Here is a 13,362-nt window from a genome sequence, read left to right as displayed (position 1 = left end):
TTTCGACTAATTTGCTGAAAATATTCACTAATAGGTGGTTATTTTTTTAAATTTAAGAACATGTTTGTAATTACTTAATGATTTTTATGCTTCCTTTAATTTTTAAAATTGGGTTATTTTATATAATTTTGAAAAAAATTAATCATGAATCAGTATATTTATAGATTTTTCTATTTATAAATATTTATCCCTCTTAAATCTTAAGAAGTATTTCTATGGAAATCACAATCAGTAAATTTACTCGTAAGCAGACAGATGTAAAAGAGATGTAAAAATATCAGTAATTCAATTTAAAAAGAAAAGGCTGTAAACGTGTAGTTTTTTGTATTACCTATTTATTTAAAATAAATAATGTAAAGTATGAGTGAATTAAAAGACGATTGAAAAGTAAAACGTATGTATGTTGTAATCGTGCAACACTGTCCTAATCCTAAATTAGAATTAATTATCATTCAAATAATTAAAAAAATATGCTAGTTTGATTAAAAATCAAAGCATTCAATTTATTAATCGAAACAGCAGTGCGATTTACTTCAAATAATTTAGAATAGCTTCTAAATATATCTTAAGCAAGAAAACCGTGTTACCAATTTGGAAATATACTACTTCAATCATTAAAAATCTAATTTTAATTGTTGCTTATGGTTAAGCATTAAAAATAAAATTACTTCATTAATAATTTATAAGAAATCTTTCTAAAATTTAGCGTCATATCGTTTTTGATTTTAATGTGATTAACATTAATGTAATTGCTTATCATTAATTTCAAATTAGGGAATTAAGAATTAAATAAATAAATTATCATAATTATTATCAGAATAATAGTTTTTTATGATGAGTAATTAACGTTACAGTGTATTTAAATGTAAATTACTTTTAATAATTTTCGATCATGTGATTATTAAATTTTAACTTACAGATTACCGAAAAAATATAGAGTAATACTTACGTAGTATTGCACAATAGTTATTGAATACGGGCAACATTGATAAATTCCTTTCCTTGCTGGATTATCTTCTTTATATAAAGAAATAATCATGATTATTTCTTATCATCTAAAAATATTAAGACGTATTGCAACGATTTGAAGTACCTTGTTACAGACATCTAAAATTAGAAAGCTGAATTTTTCTTCAAAAAGACTTCTTAAAAAGGACGTTAAGATAGAATAAATAATTATTAGATGCCAACTTATCACTAACCCTTTATAAAAATGTTGGTACGTTAATTTTATCAGTATCAAATCCTAATGCATTAACCGGTATTATCATTGGACCCTAAGCTAGCAGATCAAAAAGAAAAACATTCTTTATTTGCCTAAATATCAATTATAATTGAGTCATAAAAATAAAACTATCTATACTTTTTTAATTATAAAGAAAGCGAGAGAAGAGTGTGTATGCATAATAATGAACTGGAACACCTTATTAATCAGAAACTTAATAATGATAGCATGTTGAAAGATTATCTTCCTAACGGACTACAAGTAGAAGGCCGTCAATTTATACAGCGCATCGTTACAGGCGTTACTGCCTGTCAAGCATTATTAGATAGTGCATTAACACAAAATGCTGATGCAATCATAGTTCACCACGGATATTTCTGGAAAAACGAAACTTCCGTTGTTCGTGGAATAAAGCGTTGCCGACTTAAAACATTACTAGCCAATGATATCAATTTATATGCATGGCACTTACCTCTAGATATTCATCCAGAATTAGGTAATAATACACAGCTCGCAATAATGTTAGATATTCAAATAACTGGATCATTAAATCCATTTGTATTACAAGGCGAATTGTTAAGTCCTATCAACGGTGATGATTTTCGTCGACGTATTGAAGAAAAGCTAGGACATAACATATTGCAATGCAGTGATAATGCTCCATTGCAGATTAAACGATTGGCTTGGTGCACAGGAAACGGACAGCAATTTATTGAACTAGCTGCACAGGCCGGTGTGGATGCTTTTATTACTGGAGAAGTATCTGAACAAACTATCCACATTGCTAGAGAATATGGGGTTCATTTTTATGCTGCCGGTCATCATGTCACTGAACGTGGAGGTATCCTTGCTCTAGGAGATTGGTTGAGCAAGCAGTGCAATTTAAATGTAGTTTTTATTGATATTCCAAATCCTGCCTAGAAGCTTGCAATTTATTCTTCTAAAAAAGAAGAATGGAACCTTAATGTTATTGAACTAGCTGCACAGGCCGGTGTGGATGCTTTTATTACTGGAGAAGTATCTGAACAAACTATCCACATTGCTAGAGAATATGGGGTTTAATTTTAGATTTCATTTTTGAACGTTCTATACATTAATTTTAAATCTTAAAAAGTATGATTAAATGACCTCGTTTTATTAAGTAGTTCACATTTTTTAATAAAGCTAATTGAATCTATAGAAGCTCGCTTGAGTTAAAAAAACGTATTGTGTCTATGATGTAATGTTAATTTTTAAAAATTTTTTAGCACTAAAGTGAAAGCTTAATCATTAACTTAAAATAAATAACTTTTTAAAATTCCTAACAAGATATAAATTAGCCAAATTGTAATTAATAATTAATTTTTTAAGAAAAAACTTATCGTTAAAATTTATAAATTTTTCTGACAGGTTTTGTTGGTGCGTAAAAACAAAGATATGCACACAATACATAATTTGATTTATTATCAAAGTAATGTCATTTTAGATTTACTTTTTTTGCAAACAGAATACATGTAATTTTTTCTCAAATCTCTTCATTTCACATGTAGAGTTTAGGGATTCTATTGGAAATAGAATTAATATCAGTCACTAAAAAGACTTAAGGTGTTTTCTTTAAAATATAAATTTTTATATAAAAACAAATATTAAAACTTTAATGTTCAATTTTAGTATCGAGTTTAATGTTATCTATAATAAATTGGTTTAACTAATCAATCGGATTAGTTTCTATCGGAGATCTTCTACACTCTTTCTTTAAAGAAAAAGTAAAATGTTCCAAACTGTTCTATACATTAAGCGACTGTAACAATCCTTTTAATACGGTTTTTTTTTGATTCAAAGATCATTTCATATCAAAATTACTAAAATACTGTAACATTATTTATCGTCTATGTAGGTACAAATGAAAAAGTGTTAATGGTTGATGAACTTCTTCAAGACAAAGAAGGGATAAATATCATGAATTTACATGAATATCAAGTAAAAAAGTTGTTTTCTCAGTACGGATTACCTGTTCCAAATAGTTATTTATGTAGCACTTTAAGTGAAGTGGAGCATGCTATAAAAGCAAGTGTCGGACCTTGGGTAGTAAAGTGTCAAGTACATGCAAATGGTCGTGGGAAATTTGGTGGCGTAAAAATAGTGTATTCACGGGAAGAAGTCTATGTTTTTGCAAAAAAATGGTTAGGAAAACACTTCTCGATTTACCAAGAAAAAAATATCTGTTTAAAGTATCCGGTTAATCAAATTTTAATAGAAACAACCACTGACATTACCAAAGAGTTATACCTGGGAATAACAATCGATCGAAGTATAAATCAAATAATATTCGTGGCATCTATGAATGGAGGAACAGAAATTGAAAAAGTAGCAAAGGAAGCACCACATTTAATTCATAAAATTACTTTAGATTTTCTTACAGGTCCGCAGCTTTATCAAGGACGAAAATTGGCGTTTAAATTAGGTTTAAGTGGAAAGTTATTGATCCAATTCAGTAAAATTTTTATGAGTTTATCGATATTGTTTTTAGAAAAAGATCTTGTTTCAGTTGAAATTAATCCACTAGCGATCAATAGTGATGAAAATTTCATTTGTCTCGATGGAAAATTAAACGCTGATAACAACGCAATGTTTCGTCAAAAGAGATTATTTGAGATGCGTGATCTTAAACAAGAAAATAAATGTGAAGTACATGCGTCTCGATGGGGCTTAAATTATGTTGCTTTAGGGGGAGGTAATATCGGTTGCATAGCAAACGGTGCCGGTTTGGCAATGGGAACAATGGATATCATTAGATTGCATGGCGGCAAACCGGCAAATTTTCTTGATGTAGGGGGTGCGGTAGAAAAGGAGTATATCGCTGAAGCGTTCAAAATTCTTTTATTGATTAAAGAGGTGAAAGTAGTGTTAGTTAATATTTTTGGAGGAATAGTTTGTTGCGATTTAGTTTCTGATGGAATCATTACTGGAGTATCTGAATCGAACATCGCTATTCCTATAGTGGTTCGTTTGGAAGGTAATAATGCTGAACTAGGTACTCAGAAATTAAAAAATAGCAATCTAAATATTATTGTTGCTACCGATCTTAATGATATGGTAAGAAAAGTTATTACTGCGGCAGTATAAAAATGCCTATTCTGATAGATAGAAATACGAGAGTAATTTATCAAGGTTTTACTGGTAATCAAGGAACTCTACATTCAAAAAAAGCACTTGCCTATGGTACTCGTTTGGTTGGTGGTGTAACACCTGGAAAAGGTGGAATCATACATCTTGGATTGCCAGTATTTAATACTGTACATGAAGCAATTGATAAAACTGGCGCTACAACTTCAGCTATTTATGTTCCAGCACCATCTTGTAAAGATTCAATACTAGAGTCCATTGATGCAGGTGTCAATTTGATTATTTGTATTACTGAGGGAATGCCAATACAAGATATGCTTATTGTGAAAACAAAACTTATGCAAAGTAAATCTCGCATGATAGGACCGAATTGTTCTGGTGTGATTACTCCAGGCGAATGCAATATTGGTGTTATGCCTGGGTATATTTATAGACCAGGTCAAATTGGAATTATATCTAGATCAGGAACTCTAGCTTATGAAGCGGTAAAACAAATTACCGATATTGGATTAGGACAATCTACTTGCGTAGGTATCGGTGGTGACCCAATTCTTGGTTCCGATTTTATAGATATTCTTCAGTTATTTGAAAAAGACCTACAAACAAAAATCATAGTAATGATTGGAGAGATTGGCGGTAACTTAGAAGAAGAGGCAGCTGCATACATTAAGGATCATGTTACCAAACCGGTAATAAGTTATATTGCTGGTATGACAGCGCCAAAAGAAAGGCAAATGGGTCATGCTGGTGCAATCGTTTCTAGGGGAAAAGGCACAGCAGACGAAAAATGTACTGCTTTAATGTCTGCTGGTATTAAAATCATAAGAAATTTAGCCGATATTGGAAAAGAAACAAAATTAACACTTTCAAGTATTAAGTGATTTTTAGGAGAAATAAGATGATCGAACATTTTGTAACTTAGGAAAGTCTTAAAGATATTTAAAAACAATTTCATTGAGAAGTCAACTATTGATGATAAGTCAATTCCTATAGTTAATAAACATTGCAAATGTTTTGCTAAATAAAAAAAGCGCATAAATTACTAATTATATTTATATTAATCTTTTTTTATAATTTTTAATCAAATTGCGATTTATTATGATGATAACAATTTAGCGCTGTTCTGTGTAGCTAATGACTTTTTTGTCTTATTAGTCAATAACAAAAATAATATAGGTATAAATATGATTGTTTTTTTAACTGAAGTAAGTTAGAGTACGCGGATGCCGACCATGCTTAGATTGTAAAAAAACTTTTTATTGTTCACTCATATACTTAAGAATAAGTATAGTCTTACTAAGTTTTTTTAATCGACATAGTAAATTTTCGCTGACATAGCAGATTTTTTTATCTTAAAAATGTCAAAACTATCTCAAGAACTTATTTTTACAAGTGATCTCACATATCAAGAAATAATTGTTTCAAATTAGATTATTACTAAATTTGAAAATTCTGTTTAAGAAAAGTAAGTGAATTTAAGAAATTAAGTACATTTAAGCAATAAAAATTCATTAAACTTGTAGAACGCCTAATTATTACTTCTTAACTTTTACTAATCATGTTCTAAAGATGTATTTAGAGAGAGTTACCAAAATATGTAAACTAAGATAGCGCATTATATAGGATATATTAGATAATAAGTGCTTTAGCATAAAGCATACAAATGTTTATCAACACAATAAAAAATCGTATTGACTTTTCATTTTCAAAAATTGAGTGTTTTTCATTGTATCAATATCAACGAGTTAATATCGATCTTACAATGCATATTTAAAACTTTCTGCAATTACTGATTTCAGTATTTTTATTTGAATTATTATTCACTTTTTATAAAAAAATTTCCTTATAAAAGAGGATGTTACGTTGAATTTACAATTACATAAAGGCAGGCAAAAACAACTATTTAAGCTTTTGATAGGTATGTACGACTTTTATGTAAAAATATAGGCACAATGAATTACTGATCTATACAAGAATTATTCTTAATTGTATTTTCTTAATGTTTGAATATTGTAATAAAAGAATGCAAAAAAAACTATCATGAGTATTTTTGATTTGTTCTTAAAGACGAGCTTTTTAGCAAAAATTGTTATACTAATCCTAGTATGTTTTTCTGTTGCGTCTTTAGCAATTACCATTCATCGTTCTTATGTTTTAACTTCTATCGCAAATGAAATAGAAAATTTTGAAGATAAATTTTGGTCTGGTATTGAGTTATCTTGCTTATATCAAGATATGTTAAGACGTTGCAATAACTTAACTGGACCAGAGCAAATTTTTTATGCTGGTTTTAAGGAATTTACGTATCTACATCAAACTAATAAACACACTCCTGAAGCCATGATAGAAGGAGCATCGAGAGCTATGCGTATTTCAATGAATCGTGAATTAGAGATATTGGAAACTAATGTTCCATTTCTTGGAATAATTAGTTCTATAAGTCCATACATTGGACTACTTGGTACTGTATGCGGAATTATGCACACGTTTACTGAGTTTAGTGCAGCAAAACAGACTACGCTACAGATGATTGCACCAGGGATAGCGGAATCGCTAATCGCCACTGCGGTAGGCTTATTTTCCGCTATTCAATCAGTCATAGCTTTCAATCGATTAAATTTACGTATTAATAAACTTGAGAAAAATTATATTAATTTTACAGAAGAGTTTATTGCTATTCTACACCGTCAAGTTTTTTTTAGTAATGCCTCTCAAGAGAGATAAATATGAATAGAAAATACTTATGTAGAGGAGTCAAGTATGAAATTAATGTTGTTCCACTACTTGATGTATTATTAGTATTGTTATTAATGCTCATGGCAACTAGTCCAAGTATTATCCAGATAACTGATGTTTCTCTACCAGAAGAAAAAGTCAACTCCAAAATAGCTAGAAACCTTTATGGTCCACTAATAATTATAGAAGTTTCTAAAAATGGCAAGTCTAGTTTAATAATTGAGAATTATCGTCAAGAAAAATTGCTACCTAAACAAATAATTGCTAAAGTACATACCTATTTGACAACTAATCCAAAAACGATGTTTTTGATTGGTGGTGATAAGAACGCTCCTTATGAAGAAGTTGTCAAGGTGTTACATTTACTTTATCAAGCCGGTGTAAAATCGGTTAGTTTAATGACAAAACCTAGCAATTCCTAGCTTTTTTTCTGACAATCAATTGTAAAAATATTATTTCTTTACTTAGGAAAAGAGTGTGTCAACAAAAGTTGTTGCACGGTACGGTATGTTTTTACCCGCTGTCATTTTTTCAATTACATTACATTGTATTTTGATTACTGCGTTAATATGGTTTTCTATTTGCAATAAATCAAAAATAGATATAAATACAAAAAAAGATTCCATTGAGACTTTAATAATTAACTCTGATGCGATAATTCAACAAGAATATAATCATCACCAGTTGCAACAAAAAAACATTGATTCTAAACATAAATATCAATGTCACAACGAAGAGCAAATCAAACAAAAAACGAAAAATTGTCAGAAGAGAAAATTAGTAGGACAAGGTTCAAAAAAAAATCTAAAAAAAGAGCCTGAAAAAAATCTTAGCAAAACGAATGGACCTCAACTTCTCGAGAAGAGAGATAATGTTATGAAAAAAAATATTGTAGGAAAAAATCAAAAAAAGAATTTTGCTAAACAATTTAAAGAAGTAGATGCTTTGTTGAATCAGTTAACTAGCGCCAAAGTTGTTCCAAAAACTAAATTTTATACTGAAAAAATAAATAATGAGCAACAAAGATTATCACAAAGTCCGGAAATAAATTCTTATAAAAGAAGACTTATTCAAGCTATTAGCAGCAAATTTTATGACGCATCCAGATACAATGGAGAAATTTGTAACTTATATATCAGACTAGCTCCTAGTGGAGCATTAATTTCTATCGAAACTGCTAATAATGCTAATTCAGCATTGTGTCAAGCGGCAATATCAGCAGCAAAGATGGCAACAATACCAAAACCACCAAATATGGAAGTTTACGAAATTTTCAAAAACGCTACTCTCAGATTTTCGCCTGACCAAGCCAATGAATTAAAATAATTATCACTATGTTTATAAATATTTTAGAAAATAAAGTAGGCAATTGACCTACTCAAGGAGTAATAAAAGTTTAGTATAACAACTTAATTAAGGTGAATTACTAAAATAGATCTAAATTATCATCCTTAATTAGACCAAGGTAGAAAGTAAAATGAGACAGATTATTAGAATCATAATAAGTTTTCTATTTTTATGCATTTCTATGCAGAACATAGCAGAAATCCATATTGAAATTACTCAAGGAGTAAATTTAGCACGTCCAATCGGAATTGTCCCATTTAAATGGGAAACAAAAACAGATAACACGTCAGGATATTCTGAATGCATTAGTGAAGTGATTGCCTCTGATCTCCGTAACAGTGGAAAATTTAATCCTCTTGATGTTGCTGATTTACCACAATATCCGTCGACTGCATCAGAGGTTAAGTCAAAAGACTGGATGACAATTGGAATCGATATTGTAGTAGTAGGAAGAGTTTATCCCAGTTCTGAAAACAGTTATATTGTATCTTATCAATTAGTGGATACTTCTAATCATCTTAGTAGCTCTATTTTAGAGCAGAATGAATTCAAGGTAAGACGTGAATGGCTTCGTTATGCTGGGCATTCAACTAGCGATGAAGTTTTTGAAAAACTGACAGGGATTAAAGGAGCTTTTCGAACACGTATTGCTTACGTAGTCAAAACGAAAAATGAGCGGTACCCTTATGAGCTTCGCGTTGCTGATTATGACGGCCAAAATCAAATACCCGTACATCTTTCATCACAACCATTAATGTCACCATCTTGGTCATCCGATGGAAATAAACTCGCTTACGTCACCTTTGAAAGTGGACGTTCTGCTCTAGTTATTCAAACATTGGATAGTGGAATTGTTCGTCAGGTTGCAAGTTTTCAACAACACAATGGTGCACCTTCCTTTTCTCCAGATGGAAAAAAACTTGCTTTCGCGTTATCGAAAACTGGTAGTCTAAATTTATATGTCATGGATCTGGAATCTGAAAAAATTTACCAAGTAACACATGATCGTAGTAATAATACAGAACCAAAATGGTTTCCTGATAGTCAAACACTGGCATATACTTCTGATCAAGGAGGCGCACCGCAGATTTATAAAATTAACATCAACAATAATGGTATACCACAACGTTTATCTTGGATTGGATCTAGAAATCAAAATGCAGATATTAGTTTAGATGGAAAATTTTTAGTTATGGTTAATAATAACAATGATATGCAAAATATTGCTAGACTAGATTTAGAGACAGGGATTTTTAAAATTTTAACAAATACATTTTTAGACGAAACACCGAGCATATCTCCAAATGGAGTAATGATTATTTATAGTACCTCCCAGGGGTTAAGTTCTAAGTTAAGGTTGATCTCTTCTGATGGGCGTTTTCAAACATGTCTTCCCATAATCGATGGGCAAGGAAAGTTTCCAACTTGGTCACCATATTTTTAATATACATGAAATGGTTTATAACCTTAGGAGCAAAAAGGAGATGCAATCAAAAAAAATATTAAAGCAGCTAGTGCTTATAACAGGCTTATTAAGTATTATAAGCGCATGTAGTAGTTCTTACAAAAGAACAAAGAGTGAAATGGGGATAAATCAAGCTTCTTCTTTCGAAGAAGCTAAAAAATCTTTGTTCAAACAAGAAAATCAAAATAATAATATTGTTTATTTTGACTTAAATAAATACTGTATTCGTCCTGAATTTTATCACTTGCTTGATAAGCAGGCTGTTTTTTTAATTAAAAATCCTTTCCAAAAAGTAATTATTGAAGGTCATGCAGATGAACGCGGTACGCCAGAATATAATATTGCTTTAGGAGAGCGTCGGGCTAACTCTTTAAGAGTTTATCTTCAAAGCAAAGGCGTTTCTGCACAACAAATTACTATTATCTCTTATGGTAAAGAAAAACCAATTACATTTGGTCATGATGAATTATCTTACTCTAAGAATCGTCGCGCCATATTAGTTTATTGAAAATAAAAGCGAGAAACAACCTTATGAGATACTCATACGGTGCATTTTTGTTAATTATAAATATGATAATTCCTTTTTTTGCATTTTCTAGAGCATCGATCAGTAATATTGAACTCATGATTAATGACAGTTCTAATTTCGCATCTATCACGGATCGGCTTGCGGGGATTGAGCATATTACTGCTTCACATAGTCAATTATTAATTGAACTTCAGAAACAGTCTTCTGAAAATCAATTTGAAATAGACACATTACGTGGAAAGATTCAAGAGGAAGAATATCAACTATCAAAAATTATTGACAAGCAGAAAAAAATTCTTAATCAGATAAATGATCTGACAAATCTAATATCAGACCCACTGCTAAAAAATGATCGATCTCAAGAAAAAACTACTAATATTAAAAATATTAGTAAAATCCAGAATAAATTCCTAACTAGTGCGACTTCAAATATTAAAAATGAATACGATAAGGCAGTAGCGTTAGTTTTGGAAAAAAAAAAGTACGACCAAGCTATCAATGCATTTACTAACTTTAATAAACGTTATCCTAATTCAAATTATCAAGCTAATACGAATTATTGGCTTGGGCAAATTAATTATAATCAAGGGAAAAAAAATGAAGCGATTTATTACTTTGCTTTAGTTGCAAAAAAATATCCAAATTCGTCCAAAGCGCCTGATGCATTATTTAAGATAGGTGTCATTTTGCAAGAAAAAAATCAAACAGAAAAAGCAAGAGCGGTCTATCAAACAATTAGTCATCTATATCCAAATAATGAAGCAGCTGGAAAAGCAAAAAAAAAGCTACTTAATTTGTTTTAATACATAAATGCTGGATTTTGAGTAAAAATTATCAATTGATAAGATAGTATTGCATATATCTAATAATGTTAGATCATTGTTATTCCTTAATTTTTAAATTAAAGACAAAAATTTCTAATTTCATTAAATACGGGAATGACTATGAAAATTTTACTTTTAATGTTTCCAATTAAGTATAGAAGATAACTTAATTATAATAATTATTGCATAATATGCGTAATAAAATATGTAATCTTCCTCAACTTAAAAATTAGATAGATTTAAATGTCTATTTAAAATCTGTGACAGAGAATAACTCATGAACGAATTAATGAATAACTTTAGTGCTACTGACGTATTTTCAGTTAAAAATGAACCTTTAACAGAAAAAGAAGAAATTAATTTGCGAAGTGAAATTGAACATTTACTTAGCGCGAATAATGCGGTCATTATAGCTCATTATTATACTGATCCTAAAGTGCAAGCTTTGGCTGAAGCAACTGGAGGTTGTGTAGCGGACTCGTTAGAGATGGCTCGCTTTGGAAAAAAGCATCCAGCTACTACTCTATTGGTGGCCGGTGTTCGTTTTATGGGAGAAACCGCTAAAATTCTTAGTCCTGAAAAAACAGTTCTGATGCCATCACTTCACGCAGAATGTTCCCTTGACTTAGGGTGTCCAAAAGAAGAATTTAATGTATTCTGTGATGCTCACCCCGAGCGAACTGTAGTAGTTTACGCAAATACTTCTGCAGCAGTGAAAGCGCGAGCCGACTGGGTAGTTACTTCTAGTATCGCGGTTGAGCTTATTGATTATCTTGACAGTTTAGGGAAAAAAATTATATGGGCACCAGATCAACATCTTGGAAACTATGTACAAAAACGGACTGGTGCAAATATGCTTTGTTGGAAAGGTTCATGTATTGTACATAATGAATTCAAGGCAAAAGCCTTATTTCGTATGAAAAAACTTTATCCCGACGCTGCTGTATTGGTGCATCCAGAATCTCCGCAAGAAGTGATTGATTTAGCTGATGTGGTTGGTTCTACTAGCCAATTAATTCAAGCCGCTAAAATAATCAAACAGCAACGAATAATTGTTGCTACTGATCGAGGTATCTTTTATAAGATGACGCAATTGTGCCCAGAAAAAATCCTAATGGAAGCTCCGACTGCTGGAGAAGGAGCCTCTTGTCGAAGTTGCGCGCAATGTCCATGGATGAGAATGAATGGCCTTAAGACTATTTTTACAGGACTGTATCAAGGTGGAAAAGAGCATGAGATATTAGTCGACAAAGAATTATGTCGACAGGCTTTGGTTCCTCTAAATCGCATGTTATCATTCGCATCTAATCTAAATATTGAAAGAAATAAGATCCATACCTGATCTCTTTCTTCAAGAAGAAAATTACCTAATCTTTTGATAAAAAGTTTATATCGCGAGAGTTAATTTTCCGAAAGGGTTAAATTGAAAATAGAAGTAATCAAAATACCTCAATTTCAATTAATAGAATTTTTTTGAAATGCAATGCATAGCTTGCTTACTTAAGCAAACACTAAAATAATTTGATTTATAATCATCATAAATAATTTTTTTAAACGAAAATATTTCTTACAAATCTCTGACAGCAAAACGTACCATAGCTCAAAAAAAATAATTTATGAAAAAGACAAGTAAAATCTTTTATAATATATGGTTTTAGTTTTATTGCGGCTTCTTGTTATATTTTCTAAAACTATCGCTTGCTCCTCCAACAAAATCTCACATAACTAATTCTATCGCCATCAAATGCATTTCGATGTTTTTATAGCAAAAATGTGACATTTCTCAACATTGAATTTCATTCCAGATGACTTACTAAAGTTAATAAAATCACTTACTTAACAAATAAGCGATAATCAATAACCTGTAACTTATTTCAATTTCTAACAAAACAAGTACAGCTAAATTATATTAGATAACAATCATCTAAACTGGGCGTCGCATTCTAAATAGTATTACAATGCTATTGTAGTTCATGCCTTTTTCTTTTTTATTGAAGAAGAGTTATTGATATAATAACTTTTTATAATTTATCCTAAGATTTTAATAAAATTTCTGAAAAAAATAAAATTAAACTTTTTAATATAAATATATCGGAATTCTAAACGTTAGAGTATCTTCTCTCATAAAGAG

The 13,362-nt window shown here is 30.4% G+C and carries 10 protein-coding genes and 1 pseudogene; all 11 read left to right on the top strand.

All coding sequences use genetic code 11. The features are described from left to right. Positions 1-1,399: 1,399 nt before the first annotated feature. Positions 1,400-2,146, top strand: a complete 747-nt coding sequence (locus tag JK145_RS01420) for a type 2 GTP cyclohydrolase I (protein ID WP_220665076.1) — start codon at positions 1,400-1,402, stop codon at positions 2,144-2,146. A 48-nt stretch (positions 2,147-2,194) separates the two neighbouring features. Next, positions 2,195-2,284 (top strand): annotated as a pseudogene (locus JK145_RS01415) (Nif3-like dinuclear metal center hexameric protein); the annotation flags it as partial. Positions 2,285-3,163: 879 nt separating this feature from the next. Next, positions 3,164-4,330 carry an ADP-forming succinate--CoA ligase subunit beta gene (sucC, locus tag JK145_RS01410; protein WP_220665254.1) on the top strand — a complete coding sequence of 389 codons (1,167 nt, stop codon included), beginning with the start codon at positions 3,164-3,166 and terminating at the stop codon, positions 4,328-4,330. Between the two features lie 2 nt (positions 4,331-4,332). Beyond that, the gene (gene sucD / locus JK145_RS01405) at positions 4,333-5,211 is read left to right on the top strand and encodes a succinate--CoA ligase subunit alpha (protein WP_220665075.1); all 879 of its coding nucleotides are present in this window, start codon (positions 4,333-4,335) and stop codon (positions 5,209-5,211) included. A gap of 1,159 nt (positions 5,212-6,370) precedes the next feature. Beyond that, positions 6,371-7,054, top strand: coding sequence for a protein TolQ (gene tolQ, locus JK145_RS01400; RefSeq protein ID WP_220665074.1), 684 nt, complete (start codon positions 6,371-6,373; stop codon positions 7,052-7,054). A 2-nt stretch (positions 7,055-7,056) separates the two neighbouring features. Further along, a complete protein-coding gene (locus JK145_RS01395; protein ID WP_220665073.1) occupies positions 7,057-7,488 on the top strand; it encodes a biopolymer transporter ExbD in 432 nt (143 codons plus the stop codon). A gap of 55 nt (positions 7,489-7,543) precedes the next feature. Continuing rightward, entirely contained in the window at positions 7,544-8,392 is an 849-nt protein-coding gene (gene tolA / locus JK145_RS03030; RefSeq protein WP_220665072.1) for a cell envelope integrity protein TolA, read from the top strand. A gap of 151 nt (positions 8,393-8,543) precedes the next feature. Next, positions 8,544-9,857 carry a Tol-Pal system beta propeller repeat protein TolB gene (tolB, locus tag JK145_RS01385; protein WP_220665071.1) on the top strand — a complete coding sequence of 438 codons (1,314 nt, stop codon included), beginning with the start codon at positions 8,544-8,546 and terminating at the stop codon, positions 9,855-9,857. A 40-nt stretch (positions 9,858-9,897) separates the two neighbouring features. Continuing rightward, positions 9,898-10,386 (top strand): peptidoglycan-associated lipoprotein Pal, encoded by a 489-nt coding sequence (gene pal, locus JK145_RS01380; RefSeq protein WP_220665070.1) that lies wholly within the window; start codon positions 9,898-9,900, stop codon positions 10,384-10,386. A 23-nt stretch (positions 10,387-10,409) separates the two neighbouring features. After that, positions 10,410-11,210: a tol-pal system protein YbgF gene (gene ybgF, locus JK145_RS01375; protein ID WP_220665069.1), complete on the top strand. Its 801-nt coding sequence runs from the start codon at positions 10,410-10,412 to the stop codon at positions 11,208-11,210. Between the two features lie 298 nt (positions 11,211-11,508). Next, on the top strand, positions 11,509-12,573 hold the full coding sequence (gene nadA, locus JK145_RS01370; RefSeq protein ID WP_220665068.1) for a quinolinate synthase NadA: 1,065 nt from the start codon (positions 11,509-11,511) through the stop codon (positions 12,571-12,573). Positions 12,574-13,362 lie beyond the last annotated feature (789 nt).

This window comes from Sodalis sp. CWE, from assembly GCF_019646055.1.
Lineage (GTDB): Bacteria > Pseudomonadota > Gammaproteobacteria > Enterobacterales > Enterobacteriaceae > CWE.
The sequence above is the reverse complement of the archived record's forward strand: the minus strand, read 5'-3'. Positions and strand labels throughout refer to the sequence as shown.

What these genes read in the sequence shown, in the direction of transcription:
- JK145_RS01420 (WP_220665076.1), top strand. Translation starts at nt 1,400, where the DNA reads ATGCATAATAATGAACTGGAACACCTTATTAATCAGAAACTTAATAAT.
- sucC (WP_220665254.1), top strand. Translation starts at nt 3,164, where the DNA reads ATGAATTTACATGAATATCAAGTAAAAAAGTTGTTTTCTCAGTACGGA.
- sucD (WP_220665075.1), top strand. Translation starts at nt 4,333, where the DNA reads ATGCCTATTCTGATAGATAGAAATACGAGAGTAATTTATCAAGGTTTT.
- tolQ (WP_220665074.1), top strand. Translation starts at nt 6,371, where the DNA reads ATGAGTATTTTTGATTTGTTCTTAAAGACGAGCTTTTTAGCAAAAATT.
- JK145_RS01395 (WP_220665073.1), top strand. Translation starts at nt 7,057, where the DNA reads ATGAATAGAAAATACTTATGTAGAGGAGTCAAGTATGAAATTAATGTT.
- tolB (WP_220665071.1), top strand. Translation starts at nt 8,544, where the DNA reads ATGAGACAGATTATTAGAATCATAATAAGTTTTCTATTTTTATGCATT.
- pal (WP_220665070.1), top strand. Translation starts at nt 9,898, where the DNA reads ATGCAATCAAAAAAAATATTAAAGCAGCTAGTGCTTATAACAGGCTTA.
- ybgF (WP_220665069.1), top strand. Translation starts at nt 10,410, where the DNA reads ATGAGATACTCATACGGTGCATTTTTGTTAATTATAAATATGATAATT.
- nadA (WP_220665068.1), top strand. Translation starts at nt 11,509, where the DNA reads ATGAACGAATTAATGAATAACTTTAGTGCTACTGACGTATTTTCAGTT.